Source organism: Leptothrix cholodnii SP-6 (assembly GCF_000019785.1).
Classification (GTDB): domain Bacteria; phylum Pseudomonadota; class Gammaproteobacteria; order Burkholderiales; family Burkholderiaceae_C; genus Sphaerotilus; species Sphaerotilus cholodnii.
The window spans coordinates 1,937,745-1,959,248 of the sequence record NC_010524.1 but is presented as its reverse complement, the minus strand read 5'-3'; the positions used below and the strand labels follow the sequence as shown (position 1 = coordinate 1,959,248).

18 protein-coding genes are annotated in these 21,504 nt (G+C 69.8%); 6 read left to right on the top strand and 12 right to left on the bottom strand.

All coding sequences use genetic code 11. From position 1 onward, the window contains the following. The first annotated feature begins 214 nt into the window (after positions 1-214). Positions 215-1,963 (top strand): PQQ-dependent methanol/ethanol family dehydrogenase, encoded by a 1,749-nt coding sequence (locus tag LCHO_RS09065; protein ID WP_012346839.1) that lies wholly within the window; start codon positions 215-217, stop codon positions 1,961-1,963. A 91-nt stretch (positions 1,964-2,054) separates the two neighbouring features. Here LCHO_RS09065 and LCHO_RS09060 read toward each other — a convergent pair whose 3' ends face one another. Then, complete coding sequence (locus tag LCHO_RS09060; protein WP_190274845.1) at positions 2,055-3,374, bottom strand: hypothetical protein; 1,320 nt, start codon at positions 3,372-3,374, stop codon at positions 2,055-2,057. On the opposite strand from LCHO_RS09060, the gene LCHO_RS09055 reads away from it, so the two are divergent. The 3 genes from LCHO_RS09055 to LCHO_RS09045 all read left to right on the top strand — a co-directional run bounded on the left by LCHO_RS09055 (position 3,349) and on the right by LCHO_RS09045 (position 9,451). Continuing rightward, a complete protein-coding gene (locus tag LCHO_RS09055) occupies positions 3,349-4,203 on the top strand; it encodes a M48 family metallopeptidase (protein ID WP_150105586.1) in 855 nt (284 codons plus the stop codon). The genes LCHO_RS09060 and LCHO_RS09055 overlap by 26 nt on opposite strands. Before the next feature lie 108 nt (positions 4,204-4,311). Next, on the top strand, positions 4,312-5,814 hold the full coding sequence (locus tag LCHO_RS09050; RefSeq protein ID WP_012346836.1) for an AAA-like domain-containing protein: 1,503 nt from the start codon (positions 4,312-4,314) through the stop codon (positions 5,812-5,814). Beyond that, positions 5,807-9,451, top strand: coding sequence for a WD40 domain-containing protein (locus LCHO_RS09045; protein ID WP_012346835.1), 3,645 nt, complete (start codon positions 5,807-5,809; stop codon positions 9,449-9,451). Before LCHO_RS09050 ends, LCHO_RS09045 begins: the two co-directional genes overlap by 8 nt. A gap of 528 nt (positions 9,452-9,979) precedes the next feature. On the opposite strand, the gene LCHO_RS09040 is transcribed toward LCHO_RS09045, so the two are convergent. Beyond that, on the bottom strand, positions 9,980-10,822 hold the full coding sequence (locus tag LCHO_RS09040) for a 23S rRNA (adenine(2030)-N(6))-methyltransferase RlmJ (RefSeq protein WP_012346834.1): 843 nt from the start codon (positions 10,820-10,822) through the stop codon (positions 9,980-9,982). A 365-nt stretch (positions 10,823-11,187) separates the two neighbouring features. On the opposite strand from LCHO_RS09040, the gene LCHO_RS09035 reads away from it, so the two are divergent. Next, positions 11,188-11,856 (top strand): CAP domain-containing protein, encoded by a 669-nt coding sequence (locus tag LCHO_RS09035; protein WP_012346833.1) that lies wholly within the window; start codon positions 11,188-11,190, stop codon positions 11,854-11,856. A gap of 54 nt (positions 11,857-11,910) precedes the next feature. Here LCHO_RS09035 and LCHO_RS09030 read toward each other — a convergent pair whose 3' ends face one another. After that, positions 11,911-13,116, bottom strand: a complete 1,206-nt coding sequence (locus LCHO_RS09030; RefSeq protein WP_012346832.1) for a tyrosine-type recombinase/integrase — start codon at positions 13,114-13,116, stop codon at positions 11,911-11,913. Between the two features lie 128 nt (positions 13,117-13,244). On the opposite strand from LCHO_RS09030, the gene LCHO_RS09025 reads away from it, so the two are divergent. Next, a complete protein-coding gene (locus LCHO_RS09025; protein WP_012346831.1) occupies positions 13,245-14,129 on the top strand; it encodes a DNA-binding protein in 885 nt (294 codons plus the stop codon). Positions 14,130-14,157: 28 nt separating this feature from the next. Here LCHO_RS09025 and LCHO_RS09020 read toward each other — a convergent pair whose 3' ends face one another. From LCHO_RS09020 to LCHO_RS08980, 9 genes are all read right to left on the bottom strand, one after another. Further along, the gene (locus tag LCHO_RS09020; RefSeq protein WP_150105442.1) at positions 14,158-14,685 is read right to left on the bottom strand and encodes a hypothetical protein; all 528 of its coding nucleotides are present in this window, start codon (positions 14,683-14,685) and stop codon (positions 14,158-14,160) included. Positions 14,686-14,828: 143 nt separating this feature from the next. Beyond that, positions 14,829-15,824: a tripartite tricarboxylate transporter substrate binding protein gene (locus tag LCHO_RS09015; RefSeq protein WP_012346829.1), complete on the bottom strand. Its 996-nt coding sequence runs from the start codon at positions 15,822-15,824 to the stop codon at positions 14,829-14,831. Continuing rightward, positions 15,815-16,591: a hypothetical protein gene (locus LCHO_RS09010; RefSeq protein WP_223210522.1), complete on the bottom strand. Its 777-nt coding sequence runs from the start codon at positions 16,589-16,591 to the stop codon at positions 15,815-15,817. The genes LCHO_RS09015 and LCHO_RS09010 overlap by 10 nt, the downstream gene beginning before the upstream one ends. Beyond that, positions 16,588-17,088, bottom strand: a complete 501-nt coding sequence (locus tag LCHO_RS09005) for a hypothetical protein (RefSeq protein WP_012346827.1) — start codon at positions 17,086-17,088, stop codon at positions 16,588-16,590. Before LCHO_RS09005 ends, LCHO_RS09010 begins: the two co-directional genes overlap by 4 nt. A gap of 41 nt (positions 17,089-17,129) precedes the next feature. Next, positions 17,130-17,732, bottom strand: a complete 603-nt coding sequence (locus LCHO_RS09000; protein WP_012346826.1) for a hypothetical protein — start codon at positions 17,730-17,732, stop codon at positions 17,130-17,132. Next, on the bottom strand, positions 17,732-18,457 hold the full coding sequence (locus LCHO_RS08995) for a MotA/TolQ/ExbB proton channel family protein (protein WP_150105441.1): 726 nt from the start codon (positions 18,455-18,457) through the stop codon (positions 17,732-17,734). The genes LCHO_RS09000 and LCHO_RS08995 overlap by 1 nt, the downstream gene beginning before the upstream one ends. Before the next feature lie 4 nt (positions 18,458-18,461). Next, positions 18,462-19,304, bottom strand: coding sequence for an ABC transporter permease (locus tag LCHO_RS08990; protein ID WP_012346824.1), 843 nt, complete (start codon positions 19,302-19,304; stop codon positions 18,462-18,464). Beyond that, positions 19,301-20,476: a type 1 periplasmic-binding domain-containing protein gene (locus LCHO_RS08985; protein ID WP_012346823.1), complete on the bottom strand. Its 1,176-nt coding sequence runs from the start codon at positions 20,474-20,476 to the stop codon at positions 19,301-19,303. Before LCHO_RS08985 ends, LCHO_RS08990 begins: the two co-directional genes overlap by 4 nt. Next, entirely contained in the window at positions 20,476-21,492 is a 1,017-nt protein-coding gene (locus LCHO_RS08980) for a PQQ-dependent catabolism-associated beta-propeller protein (RefSeq protein ID WP_012346822.1), read from the bottom strand. The genes LCHO_RS08985 and LCHO_RS08980 overlap by 1 nt, the downstream gene beginning before the upstream one ends. Positions 21,493-21,504: the final 12 nt, after the last annotated feature.

Here is a 21,504-nt window from a genome sequence, read left to right as displayed (position 1 = left end):
ACGGCCTGGAACGCCATCGCACCGCAGCATTTGCCGACTGTTTGACGCTGGAGCAGTTTTCGGGGTTCTCCCTGAGCGCAGACAAGCGCAAACACCGGGCTCGAGATCATTTTTGCGGTGATTCCTGCTTGGCACGCTTGCTGCAGTCTGAGGTGACTGAACGGTGGCGGACGTCCGCCGTTGGAACAACCCCACCTCAACGAGGAGACCCCCCATGCGTTTGAAGATGCTCAGCTTGCTGGTGACCGCCAGTCTGGCCACGATGGCCGCCCAAGCCGCCACCCCCGCCGTGACCGACAAGATGATCGAGAACGACGCCAAGTCCACCGGCGACGTGCTCTCGTGGGGCATGGGCACCCAGGGCCAGCGCTATTCGCCGCTCAAGCAGATCAACACCAGCACCGTCGCCAAGCTGGTGCCGGCCTGGAGCTTCTCGTTCGGTGGTGAAAAGCAGCGCGGCCAGGAATCGCAGCCGGTCATCCACAACGGCAAGATGTTCGTCACGGGTTCGTACTCGCGGATCTTCGCGCTCGACGCCAAGACCGGCGCCAAGCTCTGGAAGTACGAGCACCGCCTGCCCGACGGCATCATGCCCTGCTGCGACGTGATCAACCGCGGCGCCGCGCTGTATGACAACCTCGTGATCTTCATGACGCTCGATGCCCAGATCGTCGCGCTGAACCAGGACACCGGCGAAGTGGTCTGGAAGGAAAAGATCGACAACTACGCCGACGGCTACTCGGCCTCGGCCGCGCCGCTGATCGCCGAAGGCCTGCTGCTGACCGGCGTCTCCGGTGGCGAGTTCGGCGTGGTCGGCCGCGTCGAAGCGCGCGATCCCAAGACCGGCGCGCTGGTCTGGACCCGCCCGACGGTCGAAGGCCACATGGGCTACAAGTACGACAAGGACGGCAACAAGACCGAGAACGGCATCTCCGGCACCACCGGCAAGAGCTGGCCGGGCGACCTCTGGAAGACCGGCGGCGCCGCCACCTGGCTGGGTGGCAGCTACGACTCGCGCACCGGCCTGGCCTACTTCGGCACCGGCAACCCGGCACCCTGGAACAGCCACCTGCGCAAGGGCGACAACCTGTTCAGCTGCTCGACGCTGGCCATCGACGTCAAGACCGGCCAGATCAAGTGGCACTACCAGACCACGCCGAACGACGGCTGGGACTTCGACGGCGTCAACGAACTCATCACGTACGACGACGGCGGCAAGGTCCTCGGCGGCAAGGCCGACCGCAACGGCTTCTTCTATGTGCTCGATGCCAAGAGCGGCAAGCTGGAAAACGCCTTCCCCTTCGTCAAGAAGATCACCTGGGCCACCGGCATCGACCTGAAGACCGGCCGTCCGAACTTCGTGCCGGAAAACCGTCCGGGCGATCCGACCGCCAGCGCCGACGGCAAGAAGGGCACCTCGACCTTCGCCGCACCGTCGTTCCTGGGTGGCAAGAACCAGATGCCGATGGCCTACAGCCCGGACACCAAGCTGTTCTACGTGCCCGCCAACGAATGGGGCATGGAGATCTGGAACGAGCCGATCACCTACAAGAAGGGCGGCGCCTACCTGGGCGCGGGCTTCACGATCAAGACGCTCAACGACGGCCCCATCGGCGCGATGCGCGCGATCGACCCGAAGACCGGCAAGATCGTCTGGGAAGCACCGAACAACGCGCCGCTGTGGGGCGGCGTGCTGACCACCGGTGGCAACCTGGTGTTCTGGGGCACGCCGGAAGGCTATCTGCAAGCCGCTGACGCCAAGACCGGCAAGATCGTCTGGAAGTTCCAGACCGGTTCCGGCGTGGTGGCGCCCCCGGTGACCTGGAGCGAAGGTGGCGAGCAGTACGTCGCCGTGGCTTCGGGCTGGGGTGGCGCGGTGCCGCTGTGGGGCGGCGACGTGGCCAAGAAGGTCAACTACCTCGAGCAGGGTGGCTCGGTGTGGGTGTTCAAGCTGATGAAGTGATGCCGGCGCCGGTGTGAACCGGCCTGAATCCGCAGCAATCAGCGGCGACAACGGAAGTTGTCGCCGCTTTTTTCATCCCGCCCAGGAGGCCCTACCGGCCAGTCTCGGCCTGACGCAACAGTTCCAGCAGGTCGGAAAAATCGGATTCGACGCTGTAGAACGTCAGCCAGTCATCCGACGCGAAGCGGTTCTGCAGCGCCGTCAGATCCCATTGGATCGGCACGACGGAGCGTTTCATGTTGCCCATCACGCCGATGTTCGACAGGTTGGACACCTTCGACAGCGCCATGCTCACCTCGATCTCGTCGAGCGCCTTCAAGGCCTGCGGAAAATTCGCCAGCTGCTCGTACGACGCCTTCAGCCTGGCCTGGGCGAACTGGCTGACGTCCGCCACATGGCCGTACAGGATGTGCCGGGCCTGCATCACGTGGGTGGTGATCTCGAACCGGTTGCTGAAGCGCGAGCCCTTGCTCAGTTGCGGCCAGGCGTCGATCAGGTCGTGGCCGACGAACAGCGTCTTGGTCCGGATCCCGCTGACGAGCGCAAAGCCGTTGCGCGTTTCGTCCTGCTGGCCGGACGCACCGAACAGATTGCCGAGGCCCAGACCGCCCGAGCGACTCGAGTCCGTCGCCCAGCGATAGATCAGCACGCCGTTGCTGCGCACGGCATCGACCACGCCCTCGTAATGGGTGTCGAACGATTTGCGGGCGGCGCGGTACGTGTCCCGGGCTGCATCGATCTGAACCTCGGACACCGGCGGCTCGGCGCCGGCCGCCTGCCGCGCCTGCAGCAGCGACAGGTCCGCGCGCTCCTGCACCAGCTCGGCGGCCAGGCTGCCGAGCCGGGTCAGCCGCGTGCGGATCGCCGCCAGGCAGATCTCGGTGCAGTCGTTCGATGCGTCGCCGGCGATCTCGCTCACCAGCTCGAAACTCGCGCCCGGGCTCAGGCCGATGACCGACGCGGGCTTGCGGCTCGGCTTGTAGAAATACAGGCCGCCCACATCGGCAAACGGCAACCAGCCCGGAATCGACGCCACGCGGTACTGCGGGATCTTGACGAAACCCTCCTTGACCGATTCGGTGCTCAGGTCTTCGAGCGACGTGATCAGGCCGCCGGTGCTCGAGCAGGCCGTCAAGGTGGCCAGCGCCACGCAGGCGCCGGTGGTTCTGGGCGATGGCCGTGGTGTCATGACGACTGCCTCCACGCAAACCAGCCTCGCGCGCAGGCTTGGCTTTGTGAGCGATTGTGGTCCGAGCTTGCACATCGACCCACCGCGCGACAGGATGCGGCCCTGCAGCATTTCAGATCGACACACGAGGGCCGCGCAATGATTCTGCGCCGCCACCGTCACACAACCCAAAGGGAAAACGATGTCCGCAATCCGCATGAAACCCCCCGCCGCGAGCCGCACACGGCTGACCGGCCTCGGCGCACGCCTGACCGCCACCGCGTGCTGCGTTGCCGCGCTGGCCGTGCTTGTCGGCTGCGAATCCACCACCACCCGCGGCGCGGTGGGCGGTGACCGCAAGCAACTGCTGCTGGTGTCGTCCGCCGAGCTCGAACAGGTGGCGGCGCAGGGCTACCTCAAGCTCAAGACCGAGGCCACCACCGCCGGCACGCTGAACCAGGATCCGGCCCTGCTCAGGCGCGTGACCACGATCGCCAACCGCCTGACGCCGCACACCGGCGTGTTCCGCGCCGACGCACCGGGCTGGAAGTGGGAGACCAACGTCATCACCAGCGACCAGGTCAACGCCTTCTGCATGCCCGGCGGCAAGATCATGGTCTACACCGGCCTGGCCCAGCAGCTCAAGCTGACCGACGACGAACTGGCCGTCGTGATGGGCCACGAGATGGCCCACGCGCTGCGCGAACATTCGCGCGAGCAGGTGTCGCAGGCGATGGCCGCACAGACCGCCATCGGCGTGGGCAGCGCGGTGCTCGGCCTGGGCCAGGCCTCGACCGAGATCGCCGGCACCGTCTACGAATCCCTGATCGCCACCCGCTTCAGCCGCAACGACGAGACCGAATCCGACCGCATCGGCCTCGAACTCATGGCGCGCGCCGGTTACGACCCGCGCGCCGGGGTCAGCCTGTGGCAGAAGATGGGCGGCGCCAAGAGCGGCTCGGCGCCGCCCGAGTTCCTGAGCAGCCACCCGGCCGACGACCGGCGGGTGCAGACGATCCAGGGCCTGCTGCCGACCGTGATGCCGCTGTATCAGGCGGCGACGAAACGATGAACCGGTGTGGCGGACGCTGCCTGTCTGCATCCGCCACCGTTTCCCTTCTTCTGATGTAGCCAAACGCCTCTCGATCTGACAAATTGCCTTCGTCAGCCGGAGGCCGTCATGTCCAAGCGCGTTTTCATCAGCTACAAGCGCAACACCGCGCTCGATCAACCGCTGGCGCACCGGCTGTACGACAGCCTCGGCAAGGCCGGCCACGAGGTGTTCCTCGACGCCGAGATCCTGCTCGGTGAAGACTGGGTGATGCGCATCCAGCGCGAGGTGGAGGCGGCCGATTTCCTGATCCTGCTGCTGTCGGAGCACTCGATCGAGAGCCAGATGGTGGCCGAGGAGGTGCGGCTGGCCGAACATGCCCGCAAGAGCAGCGGCAAGCCGTCGATCCTGCCGGTGCGGGTGGTCTACGAGGGCAGCCTGCCCTACGACCTGGGCGCCATCCTCAACCGGCTCAACTACGCGCTCTGGCGCAGCCCGGCCGACGACGACGAACTGCTGGTGCAGCTGTCGGCGGCCATCGGCGGCGATGCCCTGCCCGCCCCGGTGCTGGCCGGCGGCGAGCTGCCCTGCGACCGGCCGATGCCCGCGGCCAACCCGCGCGCGGTGCTGGAGCTGCCCGAGCAGGTGCTCGAGGCGGCGTCACCTTTCTACATCGAGCGCGACGGCGACCGCGTGCTGGCCGCCGAGCAGACCCAGCCGGGCTACACGCTGACGATCCAGGCGGCGCGCCAGACCGGCAAGAGCTCGATGCTCGGGCGGGTGCTCGAACGCGGCGTGCAGGCGGGCAAGAAGGCGGCGTTCATCGATTTCCAGGGCTTCGAGGACGCGGTGCTGAACGACCCGGCGCAGCTCTACTACCAGTTCGCCTTCAGCATCGAGGACGCCCTGCAGCTCGAACCGCAACTCGACAAGTACTGGGGCGTGCCGCTGGGCGCGACGCAGAAATGCGGCCGCTTCATGGAGCGCCGCATCCTGCCGGCCTGCGGCGACGCCGGCCTGCTGCTGCTGCTCGACGACGCCGACGAGTTGCTGGCGTCGGGCGCGAGCATGGACTTCTTCGGCATGCTGCGCAGCTGGCACGGCAGCCGCGCCCGCCCGGGGCCGTGGAAGAACTTCGCGCTGGCGATGGCGATCTCGACCGAACCGGCGCTGCTGATCGCCGACCTGGCGCAGTCGCCGTTCAACGTCGGCACGCCGGTCAAGCTGGCCGACTTCGAGCTGGCCGACACCGAAAAGATCAACCAGAGCCACGACGCGCACCTGAGCCGGCCGCAGCTGGAGACGCTCTACCAGCTGCTGGGCGGCCACCCCTACCTGACGCGCAAGGCCTTCTACCTGATCGGCACCGGCCGTTCGAGCTTCGACACCCTGATCGCCGATGCCTGCTCGGAGACCGGCCCGTTCGGCGACCACCTGCGCGCGCTGCTGACGCGGCTGATTCTCAAGGCCGATCTCGGCTCGGCGATCCGCTCGGCACTGTCGGGCGACCGGCTCGACGGCCGTGCGCGCGAGCGGCTGATCGCCGGCGGGCTGTTCGTCGAACAAGACGGGCGGCTGGTCGCGCGCAACCAGCTCTACGACCGCTACCTGCGCCGGGCGCTGCATGACTGAGGCCGTCGCGGCGGGTTTCCGCTTCGTCACCGGCGGCACGCTGGCGCCGGACAATCCGAGCTACGTGCGCCGCGCCGCCGACGACGAGCTGCTGCAGGCCTGCCTGGCGGGTCGGTTCGCCTACGTGCTGTCGTCGCGGCAGATGGGCAAGTCGAGCCTGCTGGCGCGCACCATCGAGCAGCTGCGCGAGCGCGGCGTGACGGTGGCGATGGTCGACCTGACCGCCATCGGCACCCAGGGCGTGACGCAGGAAACCTGGTACGCGGGCGTGCTGGCCGAGGTCGAGCGGGCCTGCATGCCGCAGACCGACCTGTTCGACTGGTGGGCCGAGGCCGCGCCGCAGCCGATCGTGCAGCGTTTCATCCGCTACCTGATCGAGGTGGTGCTGGCCGAGCTGAGCGGGCCGGTGGTGATCCTGATCGACGAGATCGACTCGACCCTCAAGCTCGATTTCACCGACGACTTCTACGCCGCCATCCGACACCTGCACAACGCCCGCGCCGAGCAGCCGGCGCTGGCGCGGCTGTCGTTCGTGCTGGCCGGCGTGGCCACCCCCACCGAGCTGATCCGCGACCCGGCACGCACGCCGTTCAACATCGGCCAGCGCATCGAGCTGGCGGATTTCAACGCCGCCGAGGCGCGCCAGCTGGTCGAGCGCATCGGGCCCGGCGTGGCGGACACCGACGCCGCGCTGGCCGACGTGCTGCGCTGGACCGGCGGCCAGCCCTATCTGACGCAGCGGCTGTGTGCACTGCTGGCCGCGGCGCCGGGTGCGAACCCGCCATCCGCCGCCGAGCACGTGGACGGCGTGGTGGCAGGCGGGCTGCTGTCGGACAGCGGCTGGGCGGATCCGCACTTCCAGTCGGTGGCGCGCTACATGACGGAGTCGCCGGCCGAGCTGAAGGCCGATCTGTTCGCCACCTACGCGCAGGTGCTGGCCGGGCGCCGCGTGGCCAGCATCGACGCCTCGCCGGTGCACAACCGGCTGCGCCTGTGCGGCATCGTCAAGCGGGTGGACGAACAGCTGGTGCTGCGCAACGGCGTCTACCGCGAGCTGTTCGGCCGGCCGTGGCTGCGCAAGCACCGCCCCACCTTCTGGACCCCGGCCAACCGCATCTGGGCCGGCGCACTGGCGGCCAGCCTGCTGGTGACAGCCGGTTTTGCCGCGCTCTGGCTGCGCGCCGAGCAGGCCACCGCCGCCGCCCGGCAGGCGCGGGTCGAGGCCGATGCCGGCCGACAGCAGGCCGAACAGGCGACCGAGCGGGCCAGGCGGGCCACCGCCGACGCGCAGGCTGCGACTCTGGCCGCCGATGCCGCCGCTGCAAACGATGCCGGCGACCCGGATCGCGCGCTGGCCCTGACGCACCAGGCGCTGGCGACGCGCGTGACGCCGGTGTCGCTGTGGGCGGCCTTTGCCGCGGCCGAACAGCATCAGGCGCTGGCCGCGCTGCTCGGCCACACCGACGTCGTCGATCAGGTGGCGCTGAACCCCGCCGGCACCTTGGCCGCCACCGCCAGTCACGACGGCAGCGTGCGGCTGTGGCACCTGCCCGACGGCCGGCAGGCGGCCGAACTGCGCGGCCATGCCGGCCCGGTGATCGCGGTGTCGTTCAGCCCCGACGGCCAGCGCGTGCTGAGCGCCGGCCACGACCGCACGGCGCGCCTCTGGGACAGCCGGACCGGCGAGCCGCTGCTCACGCTGCAGGGCCACGGCGATCGCCTGATGGCTGCCGCCTTCAGCCCCGACGGCAACCTGATCGCCACCGCCAGCCAGGACGGCGCCGCCCGCCTCTGGCGCGGCACCGACGGCCGGCTGCTGCACGTACTCGAAGGCCACAAGCACTGGGTGCGCTGCCTCGCCTTCAGCCCCGATGGTCGCCAGCTCGCCAGCGGCGGCAACGACGGCGACGTGCGCCTGTGGAACGTGCGCAGCGGCCGGCTCGCCGCCCGCCTGGCCGGCCACCGCGACTGGATCCGCAGCGTCGCCTTCAGCCCCGACGGCCGATCGCTGGTCAGCGCCAGCGACGACGCCACCGCCCGCATCTGGTCGACCCGCGACGCCCGGCCGCGGCAGGTGCTGCGCGGCCACGCCACCTCGGTGCGCAGCGCCGCGTTCGACGACCGCGGCGCGCGTGTCGTGACCGGCGGCGGCGACGGCGCGGTGCGACTCTGGCGCAGCAGCGACGGCCGCCCGCAGCGCCGCTGGCAGCACCCGCGCGGCTGGATCAACGCGGTGCAGTTCGTCGGCAGCGACCAGGTGCTGAGCAGCGACGATGCCGGCGTCACGCGGGTCAACCCGATCGCCCCCGACGGCCAGGTCCTGACCCTGCTCGGCCATCGACAGGCGGTGACGGCGGTGGCGGTCGACAGCCGCACGATGTTGGCGCTGACCGCCGGCAACGACCGCAGCGCGCGGCTCTGGAGCCTGCGACCGGGCTCGCTGCTGGCCCGGTTGCGCCCCGGCCAGCGGGCCGTCAACGACCTGGCGTGGAGCGCCGACGGCCAGCGCCTGCTGCTGGCCGGTGAAGACGGCGTGGCGCAGATCCACTCGCCCGGCCGGGCCGAGCCGGCGATCACGCTGCAGCTGGACAGCGGCGGCACGCCATCGGCCGCAGGCACGAAGACCCGCGCCAGCGCGGCACCCGGCCCGTCCCGGCCACCCCCCGAGATCACGGCCGTCGCGCTGAGTGCCGACGGCCGATGGGCGGCCGTCGCCCGCAAGGCCGATGCGGACGACGGCCTGTCGACGGTGCAAGGGTTCGACGCCCGCACCGGCGAGCGGCGGCCGCTTGCCGGCCCCGGTCACCGGGCCACCGTGAACATGGTGGCGTTCAGCCCGGACGGCCAATGGCTGGTCTCGGCCGGCGACGACGACCAGGCGCTGCTCTGGCGCGCCGGCGGATCGGCCCCGCCGATCGCGCTGCGCGGGCACCAGGGCGCGGTCAACTCGGCCGTCTTCAGCGCCGACAACCGCCGGGTGCTGACCGCCAGCGCCGACGGCAGCGCCCGGATCTGGTCGCTGCCCGACGGCCGGCTGGTCCGGCCGCTGGCGCACAGCCGCGATGGCGAACGGCTGCGCATGGCCAGCTTCAGCGCCGACGGGCGGCTCGCGGCCACGGCGGGCGACGACCAGCGCGTGCGCATCTGGCAGGTCGACACCGGCGCCTTGCTGCGCACGCTCGAGGGCCACGACGACATCGTGATGAGCGCGCACTTCAGCCCGGACGGCCACCGGCTCGTCAGCGCCAGCCAGGACCGCAGCGCGCGGGTCTGGGACGTGGCCAGCGGCAAGGCGCTGTTCACCCTGCCGGCCGGCCGAACCGACATCGCCCGGCTGGCGATCTACAGCGCCGACGGCCGCCTGATCGTCACCACCAGCGACGACGGCCACGCCCGGCTCTGGCGCGCCGCAGACGGCGCCGCAGTCGGCGAGTACGCGCATGCCGACTGGATCTGGAACGCCGCCTTCAGCCCGGACGGCCAGCGCCTGGCCACCGCCAGCGAAGACGGCAGCGCCGCCATCTGGGATCTGGGCCGCAGCGCAGCCGATCCGGCGCGGCTGTCGGCCTGGATGGCGCAACGGCTGGAACGCCTGCAACGGCCGGCCGCGGCACCACCGAGCCCCGCAGAACGCTGAACCGCCCGGCTTTGCACCGCCGAACCGCGGCGCCATAGAGCATCGCCATCGTCAGCCATGCACCAATAGCAATCAGTTTCGATGCGAAACAATCCCGCACCCGTTCACGTTCAGCCCTCGATTGGGGCATCGCACGCAGACCCTGGGTTATTTCACTCAAGCCATCCCCGATCCAAGTGGATGCCTCAGCTTGAGTTCACCTTACTTTGCGCTTAAGTGCTTGTTTCGCAACGGATTATTTCATTTCCGGGAAAACCCCTGCGTACCACTTCACCGTTGGCACACGTCCTGCAATACATTCATGGGACGGTATCCCACGGATGCCAGACATCAGTCGGCATGCAAACAGGTTCATCCGAACAAGCGTTCTGTTGAGTCCAAGCCCGTTGAATGCATGCCACCGGACGATGAGGTGACCACGAAGAAATGGCCAAGTTGCTGGGTGCGACAGACGGCTCTTTCCACGTGTTCATCACGTCGACAAGGTAGGCGCCCAGGCAGTCACCCTGCCTGGGCGACACCCCCCGGTCAGACGGCGTGGTGCTCCAGCAGATGGTTGGCGCCCTCGAACTGACCGAGCTTCTGTGTCAGCCACGGCATGCAGGCCGCCAGTTGCGCATGCAAGGTGTACGGCGGGTTGATCACGAACACGCCGCTGCCGGTGAGCCCGAATCCTTGCGCGTCGGGCTGCTGCACATTGAGCCGCACATGCAGCCAGCCCTTGGGCGCCGTGGCCTGCAGGCGGCGCGCGATCTGGATCGACTCGACCCGGCTGACCTGCGGGTACCAGACCACGTAGACGCCTTCGGCAAAGCGCTGCAGCGCGTCGCGCAGGCTGTCGATCACCTTGGCGTAATCGGACACCAGTTCGTACGACGGATCCATCAGCACCACGCCGCGGCGCATCGACGGCGGCACCTGGCCGCGCAGGGCTGCGAAGCCGTCGACCTGCGCCAGCTGCACCTGGCGGCCGGGCCGGGTGTTCTCGGTCAGGATCTTGAACTCGGTGGGATGCAGTTCGAACAGCCGCAGCTGATCGCCACGGCGCAGCAGCATCTGCGACAGCGCCGGCGAGCCCGGATAGAGATTGAGCTGGCCGTCGGGGTTGAAGCGGCGCACCAGACGCAGGTAGTCGGCCACCGCCGGCGGGGCATCACCGGCCCCCCAGATGCGCGAGATGCCCTGCAGGTATTCGCCCTTCTTCTGCGACTGCGAGCTGTGCAGCGCGTAGCCGCCGCCGCCGGCATGGGTGTCGATCAGGCGAAAGGGTTTGTCCTTGGACGCCATGTATTGCAGCACCTGCACCAGCACCAGGTGCTTGAGGACATCGGCATGGTTGCCAGCGTGAAAGGCGTGTCGGTAGGCCAGCATGGAAGTTCTGTGTGATTCGCGGAGTCGCTTGAGCGCGCACTGTAGCCGCCTCGGCAGCCGGCGCCAGCCCGGCCCGGCCGGCCCTGCCGGCAAGCGGCCCGGAATGAAAAAGACACCGCCATCCGAGACGCCGCGCAAGCCCGGTCGTGACCGACTTCACGACCGTTTCGCCGACCTCACCCGCTCGAACGAGGGGGGTGCGATCGGTGCGGTGCGACGTACGCACGCCCGCATATCCGCTTACGACTGGTCACCGGAAAAGACCCCTTCGGCGACGCAAGAATGGCTCCAGAAGTTGCCTTGCACGGAGCGCCGGACCGGCTCCGTGCCCGCCCCGACCGCCTCTTGCGCCAGAAAAGATCACCATGAAAACGGACGCCGCCCACCGCTCCATCCACGCCCGATCCAGGCACGCTGCGCTGACCCTGGCACTGACGTTCACGCTGGCGCTCGCCGCATGCGGCGGTGGCGGATCCGATGGCGCGACGGCGGCCGGCGCTGCACTGGCCGGCGGGTCCGGCAGCGCGATACCGGCCGACACCGGCGCCACCATCGCCGTCGGCAGCGACACCGCCAGCGCCGCCAGCGTCAGCCTGAGCACCGACACCACCTGCGGCAACACGCAGCTGCGCGCACAGCTGATCGCCGGGATCAACGCGCTGCGCGCCTCGGCGCAAAGCTGCGGCAGCAAAGGCAGCTTCGGCGCGGCCGGTCCGCTGACCTGGAACGCCGTGCTGTTCGACGCCGCCGCCGGCCACAGCACCGACATGGCCAGCCGCAACTATTTCAGCCACACCAGCCCGGAAGGCCTGACGCTGCAAAACCGCGTCGACGCCGTCGGCTACGAGTGGTCGACATTGGCCGAAAACATCGCCGCCGGGCAAACCAGCGTCGCCGCGGTGCTGAGCGCCTGGATGGCCAGCCCCGGACACTGCGTCAACATCATGGGCACGGCCTACCGGGAGGTGGCGCTGAGCTGCGCGCGCAGCGAATCCGGCACCCGCTACTGGACGCTGAACCTCGGCCGCCCCTGAGCCGCCGAGACCGCGCACCGCCGTGGCAGCTCGCCCGGCACGACCGGCTGGGGCTCACGGCTTCTTCTTGTTGTCGGCCTGCGCGTCGGCGTCCAGCAGGCTGGCCCCGCGCATGTTCAGCACCTCGCCCTTGCGGAAGTAGCCCAGCACCGACGCCGGCGAGCGATGCCCCGTCAGCGCCATCGTCTCGGCCATCGGGATGTTCTGCGCCGCCGCTTCGGTGACGAAACCCGAGCGCAGCGAGTGGGCCGAAAAGCCCTCGTCCAGACCCGCCAGGGCGCAGCGCCGGCGCACGATGTCGCGCACCGACTGCGGTGTCAGCGGCTCGGCCACCGCGCCCGCCGGCAAGGCCTTGCGCACACGGCGGAAGATCGGCCCGGCCGGCGCCGGCGCACCCGCCGCCGCGGCCCAGGTGCGCCAGGCGTCCAGCCACGCCTCCAGCGCCTCGGCCGCCCGGCCGACGATCGGCTTGTGGCCGTCGGCACGCGCGAGCCCGGCCTGATTCGACTTCGACACGCCCATCTGATAGATCCAGCCCGCCGCGGGCGCACCGGCCAGCGCCGAGCCCACGCGCCGGGTGTTCTCGAGCGTGGCGGCCGTGACCTCCGAGCGCCGCCGCCCGCCGCTGGCGAATGCGAACAGCAGCAGCGCCCGGTCGCGCCGCCCCGCCAGCGAGTCGTCGCAGGTGGCCAGCAGCCGTTCCAGCGCCTCGCGGGTCAGCGCCGGCTTGGCGTTGATCTGCTGCGCGCCGCGGCGTGCATAACCCCGGCGCGTACGCGACAGCAGCTCGCGCACCCGGCCGTCGCTGCAGGGATTGGGCAGCCCCTGCAGCTGATGCAGCTTCGACAGCACGCTGATCCGGTGCACCAGCGTGGCCAGCGTCGGCGCGCCCTCCGCGGCCTTGTGCCCGGCAGCGACCAGCGCGGCGTCGACCGCCACGGGCAACTCGTGCACCAGCCGGCCGGCTTCATCGAGCCGCTGGGCGTGGTCGACGACGAACTGCAGCACCACCGTCACCGGCAGCGGCAAGGCCAGCGGCCGTCCGTAGCGCAGGCTGAACCACGCCGCCCAGTAGCGCAGCCCCGAGCGGTAGCTGCGCACCGTGTTCGGCGACTCGCCCTGATCCAGCAGCGCCCGCACCGCGGCCAGCGCGCTGTCGGGCAACTCGTCGGGCAGCAACACCGGCGTGGCGTCGTCCGGCCGGAGGACGACCCGATCGGCGTGCGGATCGATCGGCGGCGGCGTCATGCTGGGAGCCATCGGGATCCCGTGTGTTTAATGTATGATTTCATATGTGCAATGTAAGATACAAAACATCAAATCCATACAACCATCGATAAGCTTCAATTATCGTTAGTAAAGACCGATTGGCAGGCAACGAAATCACGATGCGCACGACACACCTGAATCACCCTGGCAAGACGCCGCGTGGCATCACCGAACAGGACGTCTGGGCCGCCGCCGATGCCCTGCTGCTCGCAGGCGCTCGGCCGACGATCGAACGGGTGCGCATGCAGATCGGCCGCGGCTCGCCGAACACGGTCAGCCCGCACCTCGAAAGCTGGTTTGCGCGCCTGGGCTCGCGCATCGCCGATCCGCTGGCTTTCAGCGCGCCGCCGGACGTGCCCGAGCCGGTGATGCAGGCGGCGCGGCATTTCTGGGAGTCCGCGCTCGCGCTGGCTCGCGGCGAAGCCGACGTGCGCGCGCGCGCCGCCGAGGCCGAACGCGATGCGGCGGTTTCAGAGGCACGGTCATTGCGCAGCCGTGCCGAAACCGCCGAGGCCACGCTGCAGGCGCTGCGGCTGGCTGCGGCCGGTGCCGAAGCTGCGCACGCCGAGCGCGCCGAGGCATCGCAGCGCGAAATCGATCGCCTGGTCGGCGAGCAGGCCGCGATCGCCGCGCGGCTGACCACCCAGGACGAGACCCATCGCGCCGATCTGGCTGCGGCCGTCGACCGCGCCGTGCAGGCCGAGCGCCGCGCCGCCGCCGACATGGACCGCGAGCGCCAGGCCCGTGCGCGCGCCGAGCAGCTCGCCCGCGAGACACGCCAGCAGGCCGATCAAGCCCTGGCCGACGAACGCGCCCGCGCCCAGGCCGAGCGGGTCGCGCAGGTGCAGTCCTACAGCCGGCTGGAGGCGCAGGCGCAGGTGCTGCGCGACCGTGTCGGCCAGATGGAAGCGGACATGCGGCGCGTGCGTCTGCGCGATCGCAGCGACAAGAGCCGCGCCGTGGCATCGCCCCTGGCCCGCATGCGCGAGCGCGGGCGCGGCTGAAACGCGCCCGGTCGCGCGCAGCCGGCGCCTATTCGATCGTCACCGACTCGATCCAGCGGGCGCCGGGCGCGATGTCGTCGCGCAGCGCAGGCCGGTAGGGCGGGATGTTCAGCTGAGCCGGCGGCGCGCTGATGAGATTGAGGTCGACCGCCTGCGGGCGCCCGACCAGCCCCTGCGCGCTGCGCTCGAAGCGGAAGTACAGGCCGTTCCACAACTTGGCGCCGAAATCGGTCGGCAGCTTGTAGAGAAACAGCAGGCTGTGCTCGAGCCAGGCCAGGTCGTCGGCGGCGACGGTGCCGGGCTGCGCGTAGGGGTACGGCACGTGGCAGGCGATCTCGACCCGACCGTCGAGGCACTTGAACTCCTTCATCGACAGGAAGTGGTCGGTGAACTGCGCGTGGTCGAGCTCGATGCGAAACGCCACCCGGCCGTCGCCGCGCGGCTCGAAGGTGACACTGCCGATCCGGATCGGCGCCTGGTCACGTGGGCGCACGGTGAGGGACTTGACGCCCTGCAGCTCCCAGGCGCTGGCCAGCAGCGGCAGGGTCAGGCTCAACGCACCCAGCCATCGGGTGACAAGCCGCAGGCCGGTGCCAGGCGTCGCAGCCCGGTGACGTGCGGATACCTCCGCCGATGAACAGACCGAGGGGGCGTCGAACGTCATGGCAGGCTTTCGTGAGGGATCGTGGCGAGACCGTTTCAGCCGCCGCCCTTGGCCAGGCCGAGGCGCTCGACGGTGCGCTTCTCGGCCGCAAAGGCCTCGCGCAGCGCGCGACCGTAGTCCTCGGGGCCGAGATAGTCGAGCGTCTGGTCGTACTTGGCCAGTTCGGCCACATGTGCCGGGTCGTTCATGGCGCTGCGGAAGGCGTCGTGCAGCACCTTGACCACCGCCGGCGCCATGCCGCTCGGGCCGACCAGACCGTAGGGCGAGGTGGCGACGATGCCGTGGCCGAGTTCCTTGAGCGTGGGCACCTGCGGCCAGCGCTTGGTGCGGTGCTCGCCGAAGGTGGCCAGCAGGCGCAGGGCGCCGTTGTCGACGAAGGGCGCGAAGCCGTTGGAATTGACACCCACCATCACCTGCCCGGACGACACCGCCAGCATCTGCTCGGAGGTGCCCTTGTACGGCACGTGCACGTAGGTCAGCCCGCGGCGCGCGAACAGTTCGTCCATCACCACGTGCGGGGTGGTGCCCACGCCGTTGGTGGCGATGGTGATGCGGCCCGGGTTGGCGCGGGCGTAGGCGAACACGTCGTCGACGCCGTGCAGCGCGCTGGCCGCCGGCACGACGATGCCGAAGGTCACGCCGGTGAGCTGGATGATCGGCGTGGTGTCGCGGATCGGATCCCACAGCAGACGTTGGATGTGCGGCGCGCGCAGCGCGGGCTGCGGCAGCTGGGCGATGGTGTAGCCGTCGGGCGCGGCCTGCTGCAGCACCGGCATGGCCAGCGTGCCGCCGGCGCCGGCGCGGTTTTCGATCAGCACGCGCTGGCCCAGGCGCTGGCTGGCGAGTTCGGCGAGCAGGCGCATCGTCAGGTCGGTGGCGCCGCCGGCCGGCCACGGCACCCACAGCGTGATCGGGCGGCTCGGAAACGGGTCGCTCGGCGCGCTGGCCTGCGCCATCACGCGCGCACTGGCGGGCGCAAAGGCCGCCGCACCCATCAAGCCGAGCACGCGGCGGCGATTCATCATTGCCATGACATCAACTCCATCGTCATCACGCCGCCCAGCAGGAAGGTCGAGTTGGCCGGCTCGCTGCGCTGCACGCGCACCAGCCCGACCCCGCGGCAATACCACTCGAGCGTGGCGAGCGGCATGTCGCGCCAACCGACCACCGGGTCGGCAAACAGTTTCAGCATCGCCTCGCCACGCACACGCAGGCAGTCGTCGAAGCGGCCGGCCGGCGTCTCGACCTTCTGCGCCAGTGCCTCGATCGTGTAGGTCATCGGCACCGCCGGGTGACTGTGGCGGATCTCGGGCGGGAACTCGTTGTTGCGGCGCAGCAGATAGGTGGTCGTGCTCGCCTGCCAGCTCGTGCCCGCGGCGATCGGCGCCTTGAGCACGAAGCGAGGCTGTTCGTCGGGCTTGGGATCGGCATCGAGGTCGGTCTTGCTGGCGACGCGGTAGATGCCGCTGTCGTCGGCACGCAGCCAGTAGTCGATGCCCGAATCGCTGCGCCGCCGCCAGGCCGAGCCGCTCTCCAATGCGCCGTCGCGACCCTGGTTGCTCAACGCGACGGTTTCGCTCTCGCGGGTGTTGTTCTCCCACTCGCTGCTGAGCCGGTAGGTCCAGCTGCGACCGGCCTCGAGCGGAAAGTACGACTCGCCCGCCGGCTCGCTGCTGCAGCCACCCAGCCCGACGGCGAGGCCGAACACCATCGCCCCGGCCAGCCCGAGCGCCGATGGCCTCGCGCCCCGCAGCCGCGACGTCCGATCGTTGGATCCTTGAACAGCGGCGCGGTTCATTTTTCAGGCAGCTGCGGCATCGGCAGGTCGCGGATCTTGACGTTCTGCTCGTCGGCGCCCGGGCGCAACCAGCTCAGGCCCTTGGGGCCACGTTTCGGGTCGGCGCTGCCCATCTGGCTGACACCCTGGCGCACCTTCTTCATGCCCTCGTTGAGCAGCGCGTGCAGATCCTTGCTGTACGGCAGCCGATAGGCGCGCGGCTGGGCGGCCGGCTTGCCGTTCTCGATCGCGTTGACCCAGACGAACAGCGCGCCCTCGCGGCCCTTGGCCGGCTCCTCGATCACCGCCGCCAGCAGCACGAAACGCTCGGGCAGCGCATGCCGGCTCGGCCAGCCCCAGACCTCCTCGAGCGCCTGGTCGCTCCAGAAATAGAGCAGCGTCACCAGCGCGACCAGCAGCGCCTTGGCCCAGACCGGCCAGCGCGACGCCACCAGTGCCAGCCCCAGCACGAACAACACGGCCACGAAGGCCCACAGCACCGCATCGGTCGACGTCATCGCCGGATGTCCTTCATTGTTGTCTTGTTCAATTTCATGGCTCAGATCCGCTCGACCAGCGTCTTGGTCAGCGTGTTGACCGAGGTCACGCCGCCTTCGCGATCGAGGTTGAAACGCACCGCGGTGGCCTCGTCGCCCTTGCGCGCCAGGTTGACGGTGCCGTAGAAAACCACCTCGGCGCGCGGGTTGACCTTGACCACCGACACGTTGACCGGTACCGGCTCGCCGTTCTTGCTCTCGTAATAGAAGACGTTGACGGTGTATTCGCCCGGTGCGTAGCCGCGCACCGTCACCACCTCCTGGTTGAGCGGATTGACCACCTGCTGGCCGTTGATCACCAGCGTGTCGTTGGCCACGCCGCGGTCGTCGCGGTCGAGGTGCATCAGGCCACCCTCGCGCTGGCGGAACCAGACCCGGTTGCCGGCCGGATCCTCGACCCAGGTGTCGATGTCGTTGGGGTTCAGGTCGGCCCAGGTCACGGTGATGATGAACTCGGCCTTGGCGTCGATCACGCCGCTCTTGGCCTTCGGATTCATGGCGATCAGCGCGACGGCAAACAGCATCACGAAGATCAGCAGCGTGTTGAACAGCAGGTCGCTGAACGGATCGATCTCGTCGAACCGGCGCGCGCGCAGCACGGCCATCAGAGGGCTCCCGCGCCTGCCGGCCGCACGGCCGCTGCGGCGCGGACCGTGGTGCCATCAGCCAGGATGTCGGCCGCCAGCCGGTCGGCCAGGCGGTCGAGCAGCAGCAGTTGCAGCCCCAGCCACAGGTTGGCCACCAGCCCGACCAGCGTGGTGTAGAGCGCGATCGCCATGCCGCCGGTCATCAGCTGCAGCAGCTGCTGCACCTCGGCCAGCTCGAAGCTCTGGCTCTTGCCCAGCTGCGACGACATCAGGATGAAGCCGACCACCGTGCCGAGCAGCCCGAGCTTGATCGCCGCGGCGGCAAACCACCAGGCGGTTTCGTGCGGGCCGTGGGTGCGCTCGGACAGCAGCGCGCTGGCGTGATCGTGGCCGGCACGCAGATCGGCGAGATAGGCGGCGCGCCAGTGGCCGGCGCCGGGCCGCGATTCGCCCTGCAGCCGCCAGGCGCGCAGGCCGCACCAGCCGGTAACGACCACCGCCAGCACCGCGATCACCACGCTGATGCCGCTCGGATCGCCGTCGACCAGCGCCCGCCACCAGCCGTGGCGCTGCATCCACCAGGCACCGAACAGCGCCACGCCGGCCATCAGCGCCCAGGCCCAGAACAGGCGCTGGGCGAGCGCGGCGATGTCGCCGCCGCCGAGCCCGACATCGGGGCGGAAATCGGCCGGCAAGCCCGCCTCGACGCGGGAACACGCCCGCAGCATCGACCAGATCTTCATGGCGTCAGCCCCCGGCGCCGGGCGGGCCACCATTGCCGCCACCACCGCGCTTGGCGAGCTGGCCGAAACCGCGCTGCGGGTCGTAACCCCAGCTGGCGAGACCGAAACACAGCGCCAGCGTGGCCAGCACGATGTACGGCGACAGGCCCGGATCCTGGCCGTACAGCGCGAAGCGCAGCCACTCGACCGCGTGCGTGAACGGGTTGAAACGGGCGATCTGGTAGACCCAGTCGGCGCCCGACTCCTCCAGCTTCCACAGCGGGTAGAGCGCGGTCGACATGAAGTACATCGGGAAGATCACGAAGTTCATCGTGCCGGCAAAGTTTTCCAGCTGCTTGATGTGCACCGACAGCAGCAGCCCCAGCGAGCCCAGCATCAGCGCGCCGGCCACCGCGGCCAGCAGCACGTGCGGTGTCTGCGTGCCCCAGATTGGCAGCTCGGTGCCCAGCAGCCAGGCGATCGCCACGAAGGCCGCGGCCTGCACCAGTGAAAGCACCGCGGTGGCCACCAGCTTGCTCAGCAGGATCCACGGCCGCGGCAGCGGCGCGGTCAGCAGCAGGCGCATCAGGCCCATCTCGCGGTCGTAGACCATCGCCAGGCTCGACTGCATGCCGTTGAACAGCAGCACCATGCCGATCAGGCCGGGGGCGATGTAGACGTCGTACGAGATGTAGGTGTCGTAGGGCTCGGCGATCGCCATGCCGAAGACGTTGCGAAAACCCGCCGCGAACACCGCCAGCCAGAGCAGCGGACGCACCAGCGCCGACACCAGCCGGCCGGTCTGGCGCATGAACTTGGCGAGCTCGCGGGCGACGATCGCCCACATGGCCTGAAGGTAGTGACTCATCTGGCTTTGCAGAGCTTTTCAGGCGCGTCCACACCCAGCGTGTCGAGCGTGTTCTTCGGGTGCAGCACGCCGTCGGCCGGCGCGGTACCGATGACACCCTGGCCGTCGGTCAGCAGCAGCGGCTGGCGCAGCTGGCCGTCCCACGGGCGGAAGCTCATCGGCACGCCCTTGGAGCCGTCGACCTCGATCGCGGCGAACGCCTTGTGCACGGCGGCCAGCGGGCCCTTGGGCGCCTCGATCACCGCCGCGGCGATGGCCTTGCCGCCCATCCAGGCGGCCCATTCGTGGCCGCCCATCGGCCGTTTCGCTTCACGGGCGAAGCGACGCGAGACCTGCGGCGCGCCGTAACGCTCGTACTGCGGATGCCAGGCCAGCGCCACCAGACCGGCGTCGCCGACCACCGGGCGCGGCAGCACGGTGCGGTAGGGCAGCGTGCGCGCCAGTTCGCCGTCGCTGTCGACCACCCACACGACGTCGTAGCTGCCTTGCGTGAGCAGCAGCGGGTTGGCCAGATCGCGCTCGCGCGGGTCGCCCGACAGCTTGAAGGGCTTGCTGCCGGCGAGCTTGAGGCCGTAACGCTTGATCGCCGCCTGCGCGGTGGCGCTGCGCTGGGCGTCGGCCGGGCTCGGGCCGGTCAGCAGCAGCACCTGCGTCCACTTGCGCGCCATCAGCGACTGCGCCAGCGCGTCGGCGCGCATGCGCTCGCTGGGGATCAGGTGGTAGAGGCGCGGCCGGCAGTCGTTCTGGCGCAGCGCGTCAGAACTGTCGCTCAGGTTGAGCACCGGCAGCTTGACCGCGTCGGCGGCGGCCAGCGTGGCGGCCGGGCCGAGGTCGGTCAGCACGAAGGCGGCGCCGGTTTTTTCGGCCTGCGCCGCTGCCGCCCGCGCGGCCTCGGGCGTGGCCACGGCCACGGTGTCGAGCGTCAGGCTGGCGCCGGCAGCCTCGAGTTCGAGCCGCGACTCCTTGAGCGCCGACTGCACCGCGTCGAGCGCCTGCCCGCCGGTGTGGCCGAGGTAGGCGCGCTCCAGGCGGTTGCGGTCCAGGCGCGGGTCGTCGTCGGGCACCAGCAGCACCGCCTTGAAGGCGGCGGCCTGCACGGCGGGGGCGATCAGCGCGAGCAGCGCGGCCTGCGCGACACGGCGGCCCACGTCATGGATGGCGGCGCCGCGCATCACTCGACCACCACCACGCTGTGCGGCACGCGGCCCACGGCCACGCTCTTGATCGCCTTGGCGCTGCCGGTGTCGACGATGGTCAGGTCGTCGGACAGACCGTTGACGACATAGAGCCGGTCCTGCGCCTTGTTCAGCCCCACGCCCCAGGCGCGTTTGCCGACCAGCACCAGGTCGGTGGTCTTGCGCGTGGCGACGTCGACGAACGCGACATGGTTGGCCTTGCCCAGGCCGACGTAGGCGCGCTGGCCGTCGGCACTGATCGTGATGCCCACCGGCGTGATGTCGGTGGCGCGCGCACCCTTGACCTCGAACTTGATGGTGTCGAGCACCGTGTGATCGCGGGTGCTGATCACCGTCACGCTGGCGGCCAGCTCGTTGGTGACCCACAGCTGCGAGCCGTCGGGTGTCATGGCAAAACGCCGCGGGCGCTTGCCGGCCTTGATGTTCTTGGTGACCTTGCCGCTGGCCACGTCGATCACGTGCACCAGGCTGGCCACCTCGGAGGTCACGTAGACGGTCTTGCCGTCGGGGCTGACCTTGACACCCTCGGGCTCCTTGCCGACCTCGATGCTCTTGCTGCGCTTGCCGCTGGCGAGGTCGACCACGCCGAGTTCGCCGTCTTCCTCGTTGCTGACGTAGAGGGTCTTGCCGTCGGGCGACAGGTCGAAGATCTCGGGGTCTTCGCCCAGGCCCACCTTGCCGACCGACTTGCGGGTGGCCACGTCGATCACGTCGGCCTGGGCCGAGTCACCGCAGGCCACCATCAGCTGCTTGCCGTCGGGCGTGAGCTGCATGTGGCGCGGGCGCTTGCAGGTGGCGACCGTGCCGATCACGGCCTGGGTCTTGAGGTCGAGCACCGTCAGCGCGTTGTCCTTCTCGCTGGAGATGAAGGCGACCTGGGCCTGCGCCAGCGTCGGCGCGGCGGCGCCCAGCGCGGCCAGCAGGCAGGCGACAGCCCGGCGTGCGGGCCGCAGGGCCGGGGCACGACCGGTCTGCTTCGGTTGTTGCGTCATCGTCTCGCTCCT